Origin of the sequence: Bacteroides fluxus YIT 12057, from assembly GCF_000195635.1 — a bacterium.
Taxonomy (GTDB): domain Bacteria; phylum Bacteroidota; class Bacteroidia; order Bacteroidales; family Bacteroidaceae; genus Bacteroides; species Bacteroides fluxus.
Genome location: NZ_GL882611.1, coordinates 40,287 through 59,643 on the forward strand (window position 1 = coordinate 40,287; position 19,357 = coordinate 59,643).

Below are 19,357 nucleotides of genomic sequence, written 5' to 3' on the forward strand. Positions count from 1 at the left end.
GTTGCATTTATAGTTGTATTTATGGATTATTTTTGAAGTGAAAAAATCCATTTGGTAATGTCTCGAGAATTTGTCGAATGGAATTGGATTTATGACTTAAAAACAATGTTTAATTAAAACTTTAAATCTTATGCAGGTAAATACAAAATTCCTCATGTGTTCGCTTATATGTATGGGGAGTCTTTCTGCGAATGCGGCGGGATCGGTTTCTTTGGCAAATGAAACGGTGCACGTATCTATCCTTTCGGCAGATCAAACAAAAAATGAATGGAATATTACCGGACGTATAATCGACAGAGATACTGGAGAGGCTCTTATTGGTGTCAGCATATTGGTTAAAGGGGCTTCTATGGGTGCGGTAACTGACGTTGATGGGAAGTTTTCATTGTCTGTGACTACGGGAGATGTTTTAGAGATATCATATATCGGCTATAAAAGCCAATCAATAGAGATTGGCAATCAGAGTATTCTGGATATCCGGATGGTATCCGATAACGAATTATTAGATGAAGTGGTAGTAGTGGGTTATGGTTCTCAGAAGAAAGTGAATTTGACTGGCTCTGTTGCCACGGTTAATTTTGATGATAAAACGTTGTCGCGTCCCGTAACTACACTTGCTTCTACTTTATCGGGTATGGTGGCCGGATTGAATGTGATGCAGACATCCAGTAAACCCAATTCGGAATCATCCACTCTACGTATTCGAGGTACAGGTACTTTAAATGATTCTGCGCCATTGGTATTGGTCGATGGAATGGAAATGTCCCTGAATAATGTCAATCCTAATGATATCGCTTCTATCTCCATCTTAAAAGATGCTGCTTCGTGCGCCATTTATGGTAACCGGGGGGCTAATGGTGTTATTCTATTAACAACCAAGAAAGGTACGGACGGGAAAATCAATGTAACCTATTCAGGTAAAATTTCCTATAATACACCGGCTAATCTGATCCATATGGTTGCAAACTATGCCGACTACATGGAATTTATCAATGAGGCTTCGGACAATGCAGGACAGGCACAGGTGTTTAGTCAAGCTACCATTGATACGTGGCGTGAAGCAGCTAGCAATCCGAATGGAATATCTGAATCGGGATACCCGAATTATGTGGCTTATCCGAATACAGACTGGTATGATGAGGTGTATAATCCGAAGTTGATGCAGGAGCATTCTATTACGCTTACCGGTGCGGAAAAGAGAACCCGGTATAGCTTGAATGCCACGTATGTAGATAATCCTGGCTTGGTGGTGAATTCAGGAATGAAGAAGTATTATATGCGTAGTAATTTAGAGTCACAGATTGCTAGTTTTTTTGCTGTGGGACTGAATGTATGGGGATATCATGTAGATCAGGAAAGAAACAACGTTGATGATCTGAATGGGTTGCAAATGCAGAAAAGTACACCGGGAACTTATCCGTACTACGATGGAAAATATGGAGCTCCCGAAGCTCTTGAGGAAGATCCGGTAGTCAATAATCCTGTTTATTATCTGAATAGTTCGGGAGGTTCTTATAAAACAACGAAATTTTTTGTGAACCCTTATATTAAGATTGATTTTCTTAAGAACTTTCATTTGACTTCTAACTTCTATTACGACCATTATCGACAGGAGAATCTGTGGCATTATTCCGATTATCAAGAAAGATTCTCATTCCAACGTGGAGAAACGATGAATGTTCCTCCTACTTCCGAATTGCTTGCAGAGTATCCTGTAAAATATTATATTGATGGGAATCAGAGCTGGAAAAATACTACCACCTTAAACTGGGGGCAGATTTTCAAAGGTAAACACGATGTGGCAGCTTTGGTGGGTTATGAGGAATTCCGTAAATGGGCACGTACTACCGATATTAGTAAGAAAGGAATGCTTGATACTAGTCTTACAGACTTTGACGCATTGACGGAACCAGATTATATCGACGGAAGCACTACAGAGTTTTCATCCCGTTCTGTCTTTGGCCGTGTCACTTATACATATGATTCCCGCTACTTATTTGAGGCAAATGTCCGTTATGACGGTTCTTCTCGTTTCTCTCCGGAGAATCGCTGGGGTATATTTCCATCTTTCTCGGCAGGATGGCGTTTGTCGGAAGAGAAATTCATGAAGAAATTGAATTGGCTTGACAACTTGAAACTACGTGTTTCCTGGGGACAACTCGGAAATAACTCAATTGGCAACTATGAATGGCAGGCTGTTTATGCTACGGCTCCCCATTATGCCTTTGGTAACAAGGAGGTTCCCGGGCTGGGTATGGGAAGCTTTTCTAACTACAACCTGGAATGGGAGACAACTACGGTAACCAATCTGGGTATTGATTTCTCTATGCTGAAAAATCGTTTGAGTGGAACAGTAGAGGTTTATAATAAGTTGACGGATGGTATTTTGTATAATCCGACTTTGTCACCTACTTTGTCTGGGTTCAGTTCTCCCCGCCAGAATATTGCAGAGGTTACTAATAAGGGGCTTGAAATAACTTTAGGTTGGAATGATCGGATTGGTTCTGTCTCGTACGGTATATCCGGAAACTTCTCTTACAACAGGAATGAAGTAACCAAATACAAAGGAGAACTTGTTCGCGGATGGCAGCAGAATGCGGATGGTAGTTCCACTTATTATACCAATCTGGGTGAAGTTTCTACAGGAGACTTACAGCGTGTTTTAGAAGGGCATATGATTAATGAATTTTATGTATTGAACATATATAAAGGTAATAATAATTATTTTAATATCGATGGTACGGTAAATCCGAAAGGAGGGCCTTCTGACGGAATGATTCGTACGGAAGATGATATGAAATGGTTACAAGCCATGACAGATGCTGGATATAAGTTTTATCCTAAACAGGGAATCGGCAAGAACAATATCTGGTATGGTGATATCATTTATGCAGACTTGGATGGAGATGGTATTTATGGTGATGATGATGATAAGGATTTTCAGGGTTATTCTAAAACACCGAAATATTACTTCGGCTTCCAGACAAACCTGTCATGGAAAGGCATTGACTTCTCTATGAATTGGGCTGGTGCTGCTGGATTTAAAATCAACTGGTATCAGGCAGGTGAAAATAGCAGTATAACCTGGTTTGGGTATGGAATGGGTAAAGATGTGGCTTATGACCATTATTTTTATGATCCCGAGAATCCGAATGATCCGCGGACAAATCTTACTTCAGCGAATCCTCGTCTCACTATGGATAAAGCTGCTCAAGTAAGTGCTTCTGGCCAGCATATTCTACATAATGGCAATTATTTGAAACTGAAGAATCTGACAGTTGGTTACACGCTTCCCAAAGATTGGGTACAGAAGGTACGCATGCAAAATGTGCGTTTCTATGTTTCGGGAGAGAACCTGTTGACGATTACTAAGTTTAAAGGTATTGACCCTGAAATGATGAGTGGGGTGGGCTATGCTCCTATGAGACAATATGCTTTTGGTGTAAATGTTACTTTCTAAAATAAAATGGTATGAACAAGATTAATATAAACAGAGGAAGAGGTCTGGCAAAAACAATAGCCGCAGTGGTTCTTGTGGGAATGTCAACCGCAGGTTGTGTAGATATGGATTTGACACCCAATGGAAAACCGACGGAAGGGAATGTATGGTCGTCTCCTACCTTGGCAGAACAGACGATAGCGGGTGTGTATAATCAACTGTATGTAGATTATAGCGATGTTGCTAATGGATGGTTTGATATATGGTCCAGTACTATGGATTACGGTATAGGTATAGCTCCTACTTTCAATTTTTTATTTGCGACAAATTCTCCGAGTTCTGTTAAGGGTAGTTCTGCTCCTTGGCAGAGATTCTACAAGGGGATTATTAAGGCCAATGATGTGATTGGTAATTTGCCTATGGTCGAGGGATTTGATGAGACTAAAAGAAGCCGCTATATTTCAGAATGTATGTTTCTGCGTTGTTGGTGGTATTATAGGCTGAATATTTTGTATAATGGAGTTCCATACTATAAAGATCCGATTAAGGATATCAATGAGGCAAAACTGGCACGTTCCACTCAAGATGAAGTCTGGGAATATATAGTGGATGATCTGACTTCCTGTATCAATAATCCGGATCTGCCGGATAAATACAGTTCAGATGATGCCAATTACGGGCATATTACGAAAGGTGCAGCTTATGCTTTAAGGGGAAAGGTGTATCTTTGGATGAAAGAGTGGAAAAAAGCGGCTGATGACTTCCAGGCAGTAAAGGATTGTGGATACACGCTCTATAAAGGTGCGGGTGAGGAGTCATATAAGAAATTGTTTAAAGTGGAAAATGAGCGTTGCGATGAAATGATTTTCTCTTTGCAGTGTATAGACCATCCGGATTATACTCAGAAAAAGAATAGAGGTTTTGGTAATAGATGCCTACCGCCGGACCCTTCAGGCAACGGTTTGGGATGGAACAATTATATCATAAACCCGCAGTTTGCCGAATCTTATGAAAACAAAGATGGCAGTAAGTTCGACTGGGACGATATTATACCCGGTTACAATGATATGGGTATTGATAAGCGTATGGTATATTTCCTGCGAAATAACATCACCGAAATTGAAAGAAAGAATGCGGTAGCAGCTGGGGCAGATATGTCGAAATATGATGTTTCCGGTAATGAAGAAAGAATTAAGAAGGCTTATGAGAACCGTGATCCGAGAATGGCAATGTCCATTATAACTCCTTATGCCACTTTTGTCGGAGGAGTTGAAGGTATTCCGAAGGAATACGTAATGCGTTATCCTTTTCGTTCTTATACCACATATGGAGATCTGAAAACAGATACAAGTTTGAAGTTCTATTACTTAAATCGTAAGTTCGTAGGTGAAGGGTTGGAGTTACCGAATATATATTCTGAATTGGATTTGCCGTTTATCCGTTATGCAGATGTTCTGTTGAATTGGGCGGAGGCATTGAATGAACTGGATGACCTTCCCGGAGCCATAAGTAAGGTAAATGAAGTGCGTGAAAGGGCGGGAGCTCAACTACTGGGAACAAATAAGTTTACTCAGGTTACAGGAAAAACTGATATGCATCAGCGTATCATGAACGAACGCCATTGGGAATTGATTGGTGAAGACGTGATTTATTTTGATGAGATTCGCTGGAGAACCTGGAAAGATTTGAAGTTTTATAAGGATAAGGAAGGTAAGATGAATGGTATGACTCAGATATGGGGAACCAGAACTAACAATTATGCTTGGGGAGGAGATCATTACTGGAGTCTTCCGATACCGGCGAGAGAAATGCAAATGAATCCTAATATGGTGCAGAATCCGGGTTGGGATTGATATGCTTGAGTCTCTGCATACTTCATAATCTCTTTATTGAGGTCGTGGAGTATGCGTTGCTTCTTATATGGTTATAAAAAAAATCAGATAGTTATGAATTTAAAAAAACATCTTTTTTCGGGAATCGTTCTCCAGGGAATAGGTTTGTCTTTGTTTGCACAGGCAGATAAACCTAATATTGTAGTAATAATGACAGACCAACAACGTGCAGATTTGTGTGGGCGCGAAGGTTTCCCTATGGATATTACTCCATTTGTCGATGAATTAGCACATCAAAATGCTTGGTTTGATAAAGCGTATACAGTTATGCCGGCCAGTACTCCTGCGCGCTGTTCCATGTTTACTGGCCGTTTCCCAACTGCAACCCATGTACGTACCAATCACAATGTGCGTGATATTAATTATGAGAAAGATTTGGTAGCCGTTCTGAAGGAGAACCATTATAAGACAGCTTTAGTGGGAAAGAATCATGCTTATCTGAACTCAAAGGATATGGATTTTTGGTCTGAATATTCTCACTGGGGGAAGAATAGGCCAGTGACGGAGGGAGAGCGTGCTACTTCCAAGTTCTTTAAAGAGGCAGTTGGACAGTATTTGGAACCTTCTCCAATACCATTGAAAGACCAGCAACCTACGAGAATCGTGGATGAGGCTATAGAGTGGATAGATAGTCAGAAGGACAATCCGTTCTTTGTATGGGTTTCATTTCCTGAACCACATAATCCGTATCAAGTTTGTGAACCTTACTACTCAATGTTTGCACCGGATAAGATTCCGGCTGTGAAGACTTCACGTAAGGATGTATTGAAGAAAGGAGAAAAGTATCAGATTTTGGCGGCACTGGAAGACGCTTCTTGTCCTGATCTTGAAAGAGACCTGCCTCGGTTACGGGGGAATTATATGGGAATGATTCGTCTCATTGATGATCAGATTAAACGTTTGGTTGAGAATTTGAAGGAAAAGGGATTATTTGAGAAAACTATTGTCGTTGTTTTATCCGATCATGGAGATTATTGCGGTGAATACGGATTAATTCGTAAAGGGGTAGGCTTGTCTGAGTCTCTAACCAGAATACCGATGGTTTGGGCGGGTTATCAGATTAAAAAGCAGCCTAAGGCTATAGATGCGCATGTTTCATTGGCTGACCTTTTTCCTACTTTCTGTACTGCGATAGGTGATTCAATACCGGTAGGTGTTCAAGGGCGTAGCTTGTGGCCTATGTTGACGGGTAAAGAATATCCGAAAGAAGAATTTTCGAGCGTTGTTGTACAGTTAGGCTTTGGCGGAGAAGATGTTCCTTTGGACGATAACTTGACTTTTGAGCAGGAAGGTGCGTTGGGCTCCAATAAAGTGGCTCATTTTGACGAACTGAATACATGGACTCAAAGTGGAACCTCCCGAATGGTACGTATGGGTGATTGGAAACTAATTATGAACAGTTATGGAAAAGGAGAACTGTACAATTTGAAGAAAGATCCGTATGAAATTAATAATTTATTTGGAAATCCGAAGTTGATAGATAAGCAGAACGAATTGTTGATAAAGTTGTTGGCATGGGAATTGCGTTTACAGGATCCGTTGCCATTACCAAGGCATCGTTATCATTTTAAACGAAATCTTTATAATTATCACTTAATACAAGAGCAATAATTAAAAGTGTAATATATAGATTGTATGAGAATCCCCCTTGAACTATTTTTATTAGGTTTTAGAAAAAATGCGGCTGCTTTTGGATCTCAAAAATGGTATGTTAATAGAATGCTCTATAAAATATGAATATGAAGAAGTGTATATTGCTGTTGTTGCTTTGCTTTTATTTTGCAGGATGTAAGGAGAAGATAGTTGTAGAATCAGGTTATCTCCCGATTGCTGATCCTTATGTGATACTTTATGAAGGCCAGTATTATGCTTACGGTACCGGAGGTACGGTGGAAGGAGAGGGCTTTGCCTGTTTCTCTTCTGATAATTTGAAAGACTGGACGCGTGAGGGGCAGGCATTGTCAGCTGCCGATTCCTACGGTACATGGGGATTCTGGGCACCGGAGGTTTACTATATTGAGTCGAAGAAGAAGTTTTATTTGTTTTACTCCACTGAAGAGCATATCTGTGTGGCAACGGCAGATGCGCCCCTAGGTCCGTTCCGTCAGGAGGTGAAGCGCCCGATATGGGATGAGAAGAGCATTGATACCTCTCTATTCATCGACGATGACGGCACGCCTTACCTTTATTTCGTGCGTTTTACGGATGGTAATGTCATCTGGGTGGCAGAGATGAACGATGACCTGACCGGCATTAAGCAAGAGACGCTGACGGAATGCATCAAGGTGGGAGAGCCTTGGGAACTTTCGCAGGACAAGCCTGCCAAGGTGGCCGAGGGACCTTCAATCTTGAAGAAGGAGGGTGTATATTATCTGGTTTATTCGGCCAATCATTTTGAAAGCAAGAACTACGGTGTGGGCTATGCAACTTCGGACAGCCCGATGGGACCGTGGAAGAAATATGAAGGAAATCCGATTCTGCAACGTGCAGACGGTTTGATGGGTACCGGGCATGGAGCGCCCTTCTGCTGCAAGGACGGTAGTTGGAAATACATTTTCCATGCACACTGGGATTCCACGAAGGTACAGCCGCGTACTTCGTACATCAAGGATTTTGTTATTTCCGACCAGGGAACGGTTTCTATCGGCGGCCCTCTTATCCGTCCACAGGTATTGGGCAGCACATCGTCTGAAAAATAAAATGAAAAAATAGTATGAAAAAGTTTCTTGTATTATCGGTGTTATGTTGTCTGATAGCTTATTCCTCATCATCGGCTACAAATAAAACAAAAACGGGTGAAAAGTCAAAGAATGTCTATTGTAATCCGGTGATAAACTATAGTTTGCCAGACCCTTCTGTGATAAAGGGCGATGATGGCTATTTTTATCTGTATGCCACCGAGGACATACGTAATCTGCCGATTCATCGTTCTAGGAATCTGGTGGATTGGGAATATGCAGGTACCGCCTTTACCGACTGTACCCGTCCCGATTTTGAGAAAAAAGGTGGCTTGTGGGCACCGGACATCAATAAGATAGGTGATAAATACGTGCTCTACTATTCCATGTCTGTTTGGGGAGGCGAGTGGACTTGCGGCATCGGCTGTGCTGTTGCCGATAAACCTGAGGGACCTTTCATGGACCATGGTAAGATGTTCCGAAGCAATGAAATCAATGTACAGAATTCCATTGATCCTTTCTATATAGAGGAGGGAAAAAAGAAGTATCTGTTTTGGGGCAGTTTCCGTGGAATCTATGCGGTTGAACTATCCGATGACGGCCTTTCCCTGAAAAAGGGGGCCACACCGCAGCAAGTGGCGGGAACGGCTTACGAAGGCACTTATATCCATAAAAAAGACGGACATTACTATTTCTTTGCTTCCATAGGGAGTTGCTGTAAGGGGCTGAACAGTACTTATACCACTGTTGTAGGGCGTTCGGACAACCTTTTCGGTCCCTACGTCAACAAGGAAGGCGACAGTATGATGGACAACAAGCACGAAGTGCTGATTCAGAAGAGCAACTCCTTTGTGGGCACCGGTCACAACTCCGAGATTGTGACGGACAATGCCGGTAATGACTGGTTCTTCTACCATGCAGTGAACACGAAGAATCCCGAAGGTCGCGTATTGATGTTGGATAAAATTAGCTGGAAAGCCGGATGGCCGACAGTAGAAGATTCCGTTGCATCTACAGAATCGGAAAAACCGGAATTTTGACTATTAGGGGATTTTTTTCTAATAATAAAACACATGTCACTATGAGACTAAAAAGATTGTTTTTGGGGGTAATGCTTGTTGCGGGTATTACGGGTGCAGGGGCAGCGAATGTTGCTCCGGAAGGCATCTTTGCTTCTATTTCCTTGAAAGTGCCGGGGAATGATGCCAAACAATATTCGCTGGCCTTACAGAAAACGCAGGATGGAATGTATAGCTGCCGGGCTTCGGAAAAGCTGCCGTTGGACATTACCCGCTTGGTGGTGGACAAGGGTGATAAACAACGTATTACCGTCACGCTGAAAGCACTGGAAAATGTGTATTTCAACTACGGGGAACAGATAAAGACCGGTTACAAACATTCGGACTGCCAGTTCTACATGCCGGGCTTCTGGTATCGCCGCAACCTGCGTTCGCCGAAGGAGGCGCCTTCTTTCCACACATCGGATAGCTGGTTGGTGCGTGAGGACCGTTTGAGCACTCCGCTGACGGCAGCTTTCAATCCGGTAAGCGGTAAGTCCATGTCGATTATCCGTATTGACAAGTTCGATAAGGAAGCTTTGGCCACTCATAAGGAGGGGGAGGTTATCTTGTCTGGAGAGACTTCCATCGGATATACCGGCTTCTGCAATGTGGACGGTATGACTGTCTTGGCATACGGTTTTCCCTATAAGGAAGCGCCGAAGACATACATCCGCAAACTGACGCTGGCTCCTGCCGTTGAGGCTTTCCAACTGCTTCGCAAGGGCGACAGCATCTCCATGACTTGGGAACTGTCCGAAAGGAGTGCTGCCGATTTCTCAGAGTGCGTACAGCGCACCTGGGAGTATTGCTATGACACTAACCGCCCGAAACCGGTTGACACGCCTTACACGGTGGAACGCATGAAGGAAGTGATGAGCAACTTCTTTGTGGAAAGCTATGTCAATAATACCCTTACTCATTATTACTCCGGTGTAGAGTTGGAGACTGCCACTTGTGCCAATACAGACGTTGCCGAAGTGGGCTTTGTGGGACGTACGTTGCTGAACGCCTTCAATGCTTTGGAATATGGCAAACAGCAGAAACGCCAAGATTTGGTGGACAATGCCAATCGTATTTTCGATACTTATCTTCAAAATGGTTTCTCGCCTGCCGGATTTTTCAACGAAGTGGTACATTACAGCCGTGGTTTCAAGGAAACCAAGCATAGCATCCGCCGTCAGTCCGAAGGCGTATACGCCATTCTGAACTATCTGAATTATGAGAGGCAACAGAAACGCAAACATTCCGAATGGGAGAAACGCATCAAGGACATGCTGGACAGTTTCCTCAAGTTGCAGAACGAGGATGGTAGCTTCCCGCGTAAGTTCAAGGATGATTTTTCTATCGTGGATGCCAGTGGCGGCAGCACGCCTTCAGCAACTTTGCCTTTGGTGATGGCGTCCAAGTATTTCAAGGACAAGCGTTATCTGGCAAGCGCCAAACGTACGGTGGGCTATCTGGAGAAGGAACTGATATCCAAGGCCGATTATTTCTCTTCTACGCTGGATGCCAACTGCGAGGATAAGGAAGCCTCCTTGTATGCTGCTACAGCTGCTTATTATCTGGCTTTGGTTACCAAAGGGGAAGAACGTGCGCACTATGCAGAACTGGCTAAGAAAGCCGCTTATTTTGCCTTATCATGGTATTATACTTGGGATGTCCCTTTTGCCGGAGGTCAAATGCTGGGAGATATCGGCTTGAAAACCCGTGGTTGGGGCAATGTGTCGGTGGAGAATAACCACATTGATGTGTTTGTCTTTGAGTTTGCCGATGTGCTGCATTGGCTTTCCAAGGAGTACAACGAACAGCGTTTCTCTGACTTTGCAGAAGTAATTTCCACTTCCATGCGCCAGTTATTGCCGTATGAAGGTCACATGTGCGGCATTGCCAAAGTTGGCTATTATCCCGAAGTGGTGCAGCATACCAATTGGGATTACGGACGCAACGGAAAGGGGTATTACAATAATATCTTCGCTCCGGGCTGGACGGTCGCTTCTTTATGGGAACTGTTCACTCCGGGACGTGCGGAGCGGTTCTTATTGAAAAAATGACAGTCTAAACTATAACTAATATTATATTTATGAATAAGATGATGACTTTGTTGGCAGGCGTGCTGCTGATATCGGCTTGCACGGGCAAGCAGGTGAGCGAAAAGACAGTTTCGGGACTGGAACCTGCCAACTTCCGCACGGAAGTGGATGGCAAGCGGACAGACTTGTTTGTTTTGAAGAATAAGAATGGTATGGAAGTTTGCATTACGAACTTCGGTGGGCGTATTGTATCTGTGATGGTGCCGGACAAGGATGGCGTCATGCGTGACGTGGTGTTGGGCTTCGATTCCATTCAGGACTACATCAGATTCCCTTCGGATTTCGGTGCTACCATCGGACGTTATGCCAACCGTATCAATCAAGGTAAGATTACAGTGGATGGGGTAGAGTACCAGTTGCCGCTCAACAATTATGGCCACTGTCTGCATGGCGGCCCCAGGGGATACCAATATCAAGTGTTCGATGCCCGCCAGTTGAGCAAGCAAGTTCTGGAACTGACTTACCTATCGAAAGACGGAGAGGAGGGTTTCCCGGGTAATCTGGCCTGCAAGGTCATTTTCTCATTGACAGATGACGATGCTATAGACATTCGTTACAGTGCCGAAACGGATCGTACCACTGTTGTCAATATGACGAACCATTCTTACTTTAATTTGGACGGTGACCCCTCCAAGTCTAATTCGGATTATCTGCTCACTATCCATGCAGATGCTTATACACCCGTGGATTCTACCTTCATGACTACCGGTGAGATTGCTTCCGTAGAAGGTACGGATATGGATTTTCGCACTCCTATAGCTGTTGGTTCTCGTATTGACAATGACTTTGAGCAGTTGAAGAACGGCAAGGGATATGACCACAATTGGGTGCTCAATACAAAGGGAGACATCACTCGTCCGTGTGCCACCCTTGAATCTCCTGTAACAGGTATTGTTCTTGATGTTTATACCAATGAGCCTGGTATTCAGATTTATGCAGGTAACTTCCTGGATGGTACGCTGACCGGAAAGAAGGGGATTGTGTACGGTCATCGTGCTTCCGTTTGCCTGGAGACGCAAAAGTATCCCGATACACCTAATAAGCCGGAATGGCCTTCGGCATTGTTGAAGCCCGGAGAGAAGTATGACAGCCATTGTATTTATCGCTTTTCGGTGAAGAAGTAACAAGAGAACTGGCAAACATCTATTTAAAGTCCTGGGAATGCGGATGGAAGGGTATACCTTCTGACCGTACTCCCGGGGCTTTGACTATCTCATCGCCAGCGCCTTGTTTTCCGCTTCTTCCATTATCTCCCGTTCGCCCGGTCCTTTGTCGTTGATGCCGCAAAGATGTAGGATACCGTGGATGATGACCCGGTACAGTTCCCGTTCGTAGTCGTTTCCCGCGAATTGTTCCGCATTGGTGCGCACGGTGTCTAGACTGATGAAGAGATCTCCGCTGAGGCGGTTCCCTTCACAGTAGTCGAAAGTGATGATATCTGTATAATAATCATGCTGCAAGTATTGGCGGTTTACTTCGAGTATTTTCTCGTCCGAACAGAAAATATAGGCGATTTCACCGATTCTTTTTCCATAAGTGGCGGCTACGGCTTTAATCCATTCCGTCGTTTCGCGCTTTTTGAGGACGGGCATTTCAACGCCGTCTGTCTGATAACTAACCATTTTATTTAGATTTTATGATGTACGATTTACGATTGAAATTACATGTTCCTACGATTGGAAATACATTCCCGCAATTAAGACAATGCCTTAAAAGAAGAACATATAACTGATAATGATTGCTGCGATGATACCGGAGAAATCGGCAATCAGCCCGCATGTCACGGCATTCCGTGTTTTGGTGATGCCCACGCTGCCGAAATATACGGCAAGGATATAGAACGTGGTGTCCGAGGCACCGCGTGCCACGCAACTCATACGGCCTACAAAAGAATCTGCCCCATACTGTTTCATGGTATCAATCATCAGCCCGTTGGCACCGCTGCCGCTCAATGACTTCATCAAGGCGGTAGGCAAGGCACCTACAAAACTGGTATCTACGCCGAACAATCCTACTACATAGCCGATGCCGTTTATCAATATATCCATAGCGCCGGAAGTACGAAAAACGGCGATTCCTACGAGGAAAGCGACCAGATAGGGGATGATACGTACGGCAGTGGTGAACCCTTCTTTGGCACCCTCGATAAAAGCGTCATACACATTGGTTTTCTTCCACAGTCCCCAAAGGATGAACAATAATATGATGGAGAACAGCAGAATATTGGCGATCAGTGTGGAATAGATTCCCATTTCGTCACGGCCGACGCATGTAAACAAGTAGATGAGCGCGGCAAAGAAAAGGCTGACGCAGCCTATCAGAATGAGAACAGGCTTGTTCAGCAGGTTGATGCGCTGTGCTATGCTCACTGCGATCACTCCGACAACCGTCGAGATGGCTGTTGTTATCAGTGTAGGGATAAATATGTCCGTAGGTTGGGCAGCCCCCATCTGCGAACGGTACATCATAATGCTGACAGGGATAAGTATCAGTCCCGAGGTGTTGAGTACAAGGAACATCACCATCGGGTTGGTGGCTGTGTCTTTTTTAGGATTCAGTTCCTGGAGTTCCTTCATGGCTTTCAGTCCCATCGGGGTAGCCGCATTGTCCAGCCCCAGCATATTGGCCGATAAATTCATGAAGATGGAGCCCATGGCGGGGTGTCCTTTCGGAATTTCGGGAAAGAGGCGGCAGAAGACCGGGCTCAGCCAGCGGGAAAGTGCGTTGATCATGCCGCTGTTCTCGCCGATTTTCATTATTCCCAACCAGAGGGCAAGGATTCCCGTCAGTCCCAGTGATATTTCAAAGGCGGTTTTGGAGGAGTTGAAAGTGGAGTTGACAAGTTCCGTGAATATCTCTGTGTCCCCCATGAAGATGAGCTTGCAGAGCGCTACGATAAATGCGATGACGAAAAAGGCTACCCAGATGTAATTTAAAACCATGTATCGTTACTTTGTTTCTTGTTAGGTTAATAGTTGCGTTCGTTGGCAAGATTCCAGGCATTGAGAAAAGCCGCTTTGGTGATATCTACGACTTTCTCCCAGTTCAGCCGTCCGGCGTGGTCTGAGGGTTGATGGTAGTCGGGATGACCGTCTGTGTGATACCAGATGATGGGAATGTCACGCAAGGCAAAGGAAGCGTTGTCACTGCCGCCTACGGGGCGGTCCCAAGAGCGGTAGTCCGGTTGCAGCTGCAGACCGTAGCGCGCGATGTCCTGTTTCAGCCAGTCACCGAAGGCGGGATGGGAGGCGGTGTAGAAATATACCACGTGCCGGGGCTGTTCGGGCTTGTTGTCGCGGCCTATCATGTCGAAGTTGAGGTAACCTTTCACTTGGGCGATGAAGGGACAGTTCTGTACAAAATACTTTGAACCGAGCAGTCCCTTTTCCTCTCCGTCCCAGAAGGCGAAAATGACATTTCTCAACGGCTTTTGTCCGGCAGCCGCGAAAGCGCGTGCTATCTGCAATACGGCGGAGACACCGGAGGCGTTGTCATCCGCACCATTGTATATACGGTCGTTTGCCAGTGTCTCGTCCATGCCTAAATGGTCGAAGTGCGCACCCACTATGACATATTCGTCGGTACGTTCACCGGGAATGAATGCCAGTACGTTGTCCATCTGCAAGGAACGGTATGTGCCTTGTTTGAGGGAGGCGACGGAGTCGGGGTGTACATACCACCGTCCACGTTGCTGCCTTTCCTTGCTGCATGCTTCGAAAGGCTGGTAGTAGCTGTCTTTGTTCAAAGGGGCTATGCCGGCTTCTTTCAGGCAGGACACCAGGTAGCGGGCGGCCACTCTTGAACCGTGCATGCCTGCTTCGCGTCCTTGCAGTTCGTCGTCGGCCAAAAAACCGATGATGGCCTCTGCCGAGGTACGGTTGATACTTTGTAGTCCCTTTTCACGTGGGGTCTGTGCATGTAGGGAGCATGCAACAAGTAGGGAGCAGATTGTCCCTAAGAAAGCTTTATACATATCGTTCGGTTTTGACAATTGGACGTAACGTTTGCAAAATTAAAGATAACTTTCCATAGTTCCGACAGATTTGTCGTATTTTTGTCCGTTGGCGAAAGAATTCAAATGCGTGTAAATCAAAAGGATGATGAGAAAACAAGAGAACAGGATGAAAGAAGTGGTGCAAAACATGCCGATTTCAACGGAAGAAATGGCTGTTGCCGCTGCCGGGATTCAGGAAGAACTGGAAGCGTACATTGACCCGGTGAAGAAAGAATATCTTCCCCGTTTCTTCAAAACCGGGAAGGGACAATATGGAGAAGGTGATAAATTTCTGGGAGTGGTGGTTCCGAATACCCGTCTGGTGGCAAAGCGGCATAAGGATGCACCTTTCGGGGTGATGGCGGCATTGCTGCGGAGTGAATGGCACGAGTGCCGTCTCTGCGCGTTGCTGATGTTGGTGGAGCGGTTCAGGAAGAGCGATGAAAAGAGCCGTAAAGACATTTATGATTTCTATCTGTCGCAGACTGCCCGGATCAATAATTGGGATTTGGTGGACTTGTCCGCTCCCGGCATTGTCGGCGAATACTTGAAAGACAAGCCCCGTGAAGACCTCTACCGCCTGGCAGGCAGCCCGTTACTCTGGGAGCAGCGCATTGCGGTGGTTTCTACTTATACACTGATAAAAAACAACGATTTCATCGATATCCTCCGGCTTTCGGAAGGGTTCGTCGCACAAGATGCATGTACCTCTGTCCATGCTCCGGAGGTGCCCCGTAACGCACCTCCTCTCCACGACCTGATGCAGAAGGCCGTAGGCTGGATGCTCCGCGAACTGGGCAAGCGCGACAAGGATCTGCTGGTGCAGTTCCTTGAAAAGTATTGCACGGTGATGCCCCGTACGATGCTTCGTTATGCCATAGAGAAATTTCCGGATGAAGAGAGGAAGGGATTCATGAAGCGATAGGAAGCGGCTGGCTGTAACCGTCGGGCTGCAAGCCGGATAGTTCGCCTGTGTCTTGCCACCGCTTTGGCAAGGTCTTGCCTGTTCGTTGGCAAAGTTTTGCCAAAGCGGTGGCAAAAGTTTGCCAAGCGTATGTCAATATGCTGGCAAAATAAGTGGTTGAAATTTAGTATATTACCATAAGTAGTCCTCTTCGTAGCCGTCAAATTCTTGAGAGGTGGTTGCGTTATGCCGTTTGATGATGTTCAGCACGGCCTGTTGCTCGTCGGGAGTGAGCAGGCGTTCGCCTTTGCGGCTGCGGTAGTACGTCCGCTGCCCGAAGTAGGCTATCAGGCTGACAATGATGCTTCTGCGCTGATTGTAGGGCAGATTGTCCAGTATATTCATGAATCCTTTGGCATAGCGCACTTTCCGGCTGGAACGGAAAAAGGGGCAGTCACCCTTTATGGTGGCAAGCCGTTTGGGACTGATAATGCTCCAGCAGTCCTTTTCGGCGGGCATGCTCTCCACGGACAATTGGCGGAGGCAGCCGTCGGCTTGGGGGCATCGTTCGTTGAGGCATAAGGGGTAGTCGAAGGGTATCTGGTTGAAATCTATTTCTTCTTTCATGATGTGTCGTTTTTTATGTGTATTATTATTAAGATGTAAAGGTATGCTTTCTTTTCTATATTATTACCTCTGATGTCGCATATCTCAAAATAAATTCGTTATTTTGCAGGAAAGTGTGGCATCTTGCGGAAAAGACAGATGAAACAGAAATAAAAAAGTTGTTTTGCGGGAAATAGATGGAACAGGAAGATTTTGATATACGTAATCAGCAGTTTTCGTCCGGCAAGGAGAAGGATTTTGAGAATGCTCTCCGTCCGTTGAATTTTGAGGATTTCAGCGGGCAGGACAAGGTTGTTGACAATTTGCGCATTTTTGTGAAGGCCGCCCGTCTGAGGGAGGAAGCGTTGGATCATGTATTGCTTCACGGTCCTCCGGGACTGGGGAAGACGACGCTTTCCAACATTATTGCCAACGAACTGGGAGTAGGTTTCAAGATAACCTCCGGCCCGGTACTTGATAAGCCGGGCGACCTTGCCGGCATACTTACCAGCCTGGAACCGAACGATGTCCTGTTCATTGACGAGATTCACCGTCTGTCTCCGGTGGTGGAAGAATATCTGTACTCTGCCATGGAGGATTACCGCATCGATATCATGATAGACAAAGGTCCGTCGGCACGAAGCATACAGATTGACTTGAACCCCTTCACATTGGTGGGCGCCACTACCCGTAGCGGCCTGCTTACAGCCCCGTTGCGCGCCCGTTTCGGCATCAACCTGCATCTGGAGTATTATGACGATGATGTGCTGAGTGGCATTATCCGCCGTTCGGCAAGCATCCTTGATGTGCCTTGCTCTGCCCGTGCGGCGGCAGAGATTGCGGGACGCAGCCGTGGTACGCCGCGTATTGCCAATGCGTTGCTGCGCCGTGTGCGCGACTTTGCCCAGGTGAAAGGTTCGGGGAGCATCGACACGGAAATCGCGCAGTTTGCCCTTGAAGCTCTGAATATAGACAAGTACGGTCTGGACGAGATAGACAATAAGATACTCTGTACCATCATCGACAAGTTCAAAGGTGGTCCGGTGGGATTGACTACCATTGCCACAGCTTTGGGCGAAGATGCAGGTACGATAGAGGAAGTCTATGAACCGTTCCTGATAAAAGAAGGTTTCCTGAAACGCACTCCCCGTGGACGTGAAGTGACGGAACTGGCTTATAAGCATCTGGGAAAAAGTTTGTATAGCAGCCAGCGCACGCTGTTTGGTGACGAATAAAAGACTCGAGGAATGAGTAACTTGAAATCATTGGCAAAAGAAACGGCCATCTACGGGCTGAGCAGTATCGTGGGGAGATTCCTCAACTACCTGCTGGTACCGGTATATACCATCGCCTTGTCCGCACAGTCGGGAGGTTATGGAGTTGTGACAAACATTTATGCATGGGTAGCTCTGCTGCTTGTGCTGTTGACGTGCGGCATGGAGACGGGGTTCTTCCGTTTTGCCAATAAGGGAGAGGACGATCCGATGCGGGTCTATTCCACCACGCTTCTCAGCATCAGTATCGGTGCATTCACATTCCTTGCCTTGGGATTGTTGTTCCTCCAGCCTGTAGCCGACTGGCTGGAGTATGGCGAACATCCCTGGTACGTAGGCATGATGATGATTGTGGTGGCGATGGACGCCATTCAGAGCATTCCCTTCGCTTACCTGCGCTACAAGAAACGGCCTGTCAAGTTTGCGGCACTCAAACTGCTGTTCATCTTTCTGAACATTACCTTGAATTTGATTTATTATGTCTGGATGAAAGGAGACGATGTGGCATACGCTTTCCTTTTCAACCTGGTATGTACTTCCACCATTATGCTTTGCATGATACCGGAACTGCGTGGCTTTGCTTACGTACTGGACCGGAAGCTGCTGAAGCGGATGCTTGCCTACAGCCTGCCGTTGCTGGTACTGGGCCTTGCAGGCATTCTGAACCAGGTTGCGGACAAGATAATCTTCCCCTTTGTCTATCCCGACGAGGCTGAGGCTACCGTGCAGCTCGGCATTTACGGGGCTGCGAGTAAGATTGCCATGGTGATGGCGATGCTTACGCAGGCTTTCCGTTATGCCTACGAGCCTTTTGTCTTCGGCAAGAGCCGCGACAAGGACAACAGGCAGGTATATGCACAGGCCATGAAGTTCTTTATCATTTTTACATTGCTGGCTTTCCTGGCGGTCATGTTCTACATGGATATCCTGCGGTATATCATCGGCAGGGACTATTGGCCGGGCTTGCGCGTTGTACCTATTGTGATGGCGGCTGAAATCTTTATGGGCATTTACTTCAACCTTTCTTTCTGGTATAAGCTGATAGACGAAACCCGTTGGGGAGCCTATTTCTCCTTGATAGGCTGTACGATATTGGTGGTGATGAATGTGCTTCTCATCCCTAAGTATAGCTATATGGCATGCGCCTGGGCAGGTTTCTGCGGGTATGGCGTTGCTATGTTGCTGTCTTATTTCGTAGGGCAGAAGAAGTATCCCATCCAGTATGACTTGAAGTCCATCGGCGCATACGTGCTGTTGGCGGCAGCGCTCTATGTAGCTGCGGAATATGTGCCCATAGACAATGTCTGCCTTCGAATGGTGTACCGCACCGTCTTGTTGCTGGTCTTTGTGGCTTATATTGTGAAGTGCGATTTGCCGCTTGGAAATATTCCTATAGTAGGCAGATTGTTTAGGAAGTAA

At 45.8% G+C, this 19,357-nt stretch carries 14 protein-coding genes; 10 read left to right on the top strand and 4 right to left on the bottom strand.

The features are described from left to right. Positions 1–130: 130 nt before the first annotated feature. From HMPREF9446_RS02415 to HMPREF9446_RS02445, 7 genes are all read left to right on the top strand, one after another. Complete coding sequence (locus HMPREF9446_RS02415) at positions 131–3,460, top strand: SusC/RagA family TonB-linked outer membrane protein (protein ID WP_039968298.1); 3,330 nt, start codon at positions 131–133, stop codon at positions 3,458–3,460. 11 nt (positions 3,461–3,471) lie between these two features. Beyond that, the gene (locus tag HMPREF9446_RS02420) at positions 3,472–5,292 is read left to right on the top strand and encodes a RagB/SusD family nutrient uptake outer membrane protein (RefSeq protein ID WP_009123806.1); all 1,821 of its coding nucleotides are present in this window, start codon (positions 3,472–3,474) and stop codon (positions 5,290–5,292) included. A 93-nt stretch (positions 5,293–5,385) separates the two neighbouring features. After that, positions 5,386–6,942, top strand: coding sequence for a sulfatase family protein (locus HMPREF9446_RS02425; protein ID WP_039968300.1), 1,557 nt, complete (start codon positions 5,386–5,388; stop codon positions 6,940–6,942). 122 nt (positions 6,943–7,064) lie between these two features. Next, on the top strand, positions 7,065–8,030 hold the full coding sequence (locus HMPREF9446_RS02430; RefSeq protein ID WP_009123808.1) for a glycoside hydrolase family 43 protein: 966 nt from the start codon (positions 7,065–7,067) through the stop codon (positions 8,028–8,030). 14 nt (positions 8,031–8,044) lie between these two features. Then, the gene (locus HMPREF9446_RS02435) at positions 8,045–9,049 is read left to right on the top strand and encodes a family 43 glycosylhydrolase (protein WP_039968302.1); all 1,005 of its coding nucleotides are present in this window, start codon (positions 8,045–8,047) and stop codon (positions 9,047–9,049) included. Positions 9,050–9,090: 41 nt separating this feature from the next. After that, on the top strand, positions 9,091–11,121 hold the full coding sequence (locus HMPREF9446_RS02440; RefSeq protein WP_009123810.1) for a hypothetical protein: 2,031 nt from the start codon (positions 9,091–9,093) through the stop codon (positions 11,119–11,121). Between the two features lie 29 nt (positions 11,122–11,150). Next, positions 11,151–12,284 (top strand): aldose epimerase family protein, encoded by a 1,134-nt coding sequence (locus tag HMPREF9446_RS02445; protein ID WP_009123811.1) that lies wholly within the window; start codon positions 11,151–11,153, stop codon positions 12,282–12,284. Between the two features lie 84 nt (positions 12,285–12,368). Here the strand turns inward: HMPREF9446_RS02445 and ybeY are convergent, their stop codons facing one another. The 3 genes from ybeY to HMPREF9446_RS02460 form a co-directional block, all read right to left on the bottom strand. Next, positions 12,369–12,782 carry an rRNA maturation RNase YbeY gene (gene ybeY, locus HMPREF9446_RS02450; protein WP_009123812.1) on the bottom strand — a complete coding sequence of 138 codons (414 nt, stop codon included), beginning with the start codon at positions 12,780–12,782 and terminating at the stop codon, positions 12,369–12,371. An 87-nt stretch (positions 12,783–12,869) separates the two neighbouring features. Then, the gene (locus HMPREF9446_RS02455; RefSeq protein ID WP_009123813.1) at positions 12,870–14,102 is read right to left on the bottom strand and encodes a nucleoside recognition domain-containing protein; all 1,233 of its coding nucleotides are present in this window, start codon (positions 14,100–14,102) and stop codon (positions 12,870–12,872) included. Between the two features lie 26 nt (positions 14,103–14,128). Beyond that, positions 14,129–15,133, bottom strand: coding sequence for a M28 family metallopeptidase (locus HMPREF9446_RS02460; protein ID WP_009123814.1), 1,005 nt, complete (start codon positions 15,131–15,133; stop codon positions 14,129–14,131). 169 nt (positions 15,134–15,302) lie between these two features. Here HMPREF9446_RS02460 and HMPREF9446_RS02465 point away from each other — a divergent pair, with 169 nt between their 5' ends. Beyond that, complete coding sequence (locus HMPREF9446_RS02465; RefSeq protein WP_273156796.1) at positions 15,303–16,079, top strand: DNA alkylation repair protein; 777 nt, start codon at positions 15,303–15,305, stop codon at positions 16,077–16,079. A gap of 171 nt (positions 16,080–16,250) precedes the next feature. Here the strand turns inward: HMPREF9446_RS02465 and HMPREF9446_RS02470 are convergent, their stop codons facing one another. Then, complete coding sequence (locus HMPREF9446_RS02470) at positions 16,251–16,685, bottom strand: DUF6078 family protein (RefSeq protein WP_009123816.1); 435 nt, start codon at positions 16,683–16,685, stop codon at positions 16,251–16,253. Positions 16,686–16,861: 176 nt separating this feature from the next. Between HMPREF9446_RS02470 and ruvB the strand changes: the two genes are divergently transcribed. After that, the gene (gene ruvB / locus HMPREF9446_RS02475; RefSeq protein WP_009123817.1) at positions 16,862–17,899 is read left to right on the top strand and encodes a Holliday junction branch migration DNA helicase RuvB; all 1,038 of its coding nucleotides are present in this window, start codon (positions 16,862–16,864) and stop codon (positions 17,897–17,899) included. 12 nt (positions 17,900–17,911) lie between these two features. After that, positions 17,912–19,357, top strand: coding sequence for a lipopolysaccharide biosynthesis protein (locus tag HMPREF9446_RS02480; RefSeq protein WP_009123818.1), 1,446 nt, complete (start codon positions 17,912–17,914; stop codon positions 19,355–19,357).

Bases quoted from the DNA above. Each gene is read 5' to 3' on its own strand.
- HMPREF9446_RS02415 (WP_039968298.1), top strand. From the start codon at position 131: ATGCAGGTAAATACAAAATTCCTCATGTGTTCGCTTATATGTATGGGG.
- HMPREF9446_RS02420 (WP_009123806.1), top strand. From the start codon at position 3,472: ATGAACAAGATTAATATAAACAGAGGAAGAGGTCTGGCAAAAACAATA.
- HMPREF9446_RS02425 (WP_039968300.1), top strand. From the start codon at position 5,386: ATGAATTTAAAAAAACATCTTTTTTCGGGAATCGTTCTCCAGGGAATA.
- HMPREF9446_RS02430 (WP_009123808.1), top strand. From the start codon at position 7,065: ATGAATATGAAGAAGTGTATATTGCTGTTGTTGCTTTGCTTTTATTTT.
- HMPREF9446_RS02435 (WP_039968302.1), top strand. From the start codon at position 8,045: ATGAAAAAGTTTCTTGTATTATCGGTGTTATGTTGTCTGATAGCTTAT.
- HMPREF9446_RS02440 (WP_009123810.1), top strand. From the start codon at position 9,091: ATGAGACTAAAAAGATTGTTTTTGGGGGTAATGCTTGTTGCGGGTATT.
- HMPREF9446_RS02445 (WP_009123811.1), top strand. From the start codon at position 11,151: ATGAATAAGATGATGACTTTGTTGGCAGGCGTGCTGCTGATATCGGCT.
- ybeY (WP_009123812.1), bottom strand. From the start codon at position 12,782: ATGGTTAGTTATCAGACAGACGGCGTTGAAATGCCCGTCCTCAAAAAG.
- HMPREF9446_RS02455 (WP_009123813.1), bottom strand. From the start codon at position 14,102: ATGGTTTTAAATTACATCTGGGTAGCCTTTTTCGTCATCGCATTTATC.
- HMPREF9446_RS02460 (WP_009123814.1), bottom strand. From the start codon at position 15,133: ATGTATAAAGCTTTCTTAGGGACAATCTGCTCCCTACTTGTTGCATGC.
- HMPREF9446_RS02465 (WP_273156796.1), top strand. From the start codon at position 15,303: ATGCCGATTTCAACGGAAGAAATGGCTGTTGCCGCTGCCGGGATTCAG.
- HMPREF9446_RS02470 (WP_009123816.1), bottom strand. From the start codon at position 16,685: ATGAAAGAAGAAATAGATTTCAACCAGATACCCTTCGACTACCCCTTA.
- ruvB (WP_009123817.1), top strand. From the start codon at position 16,862: ATGGAACAGGAAGATTTTGATATACGTAATCAGCAGTTTTCGTCCGGC.
- HMPREF9446_RS02480 (WP_009123818.1), top strand. From the start codon at position 17,912: ATGAGTAACTTGAAATCATTGGCAAAAGAAACGGCCATCTACGGGCTG.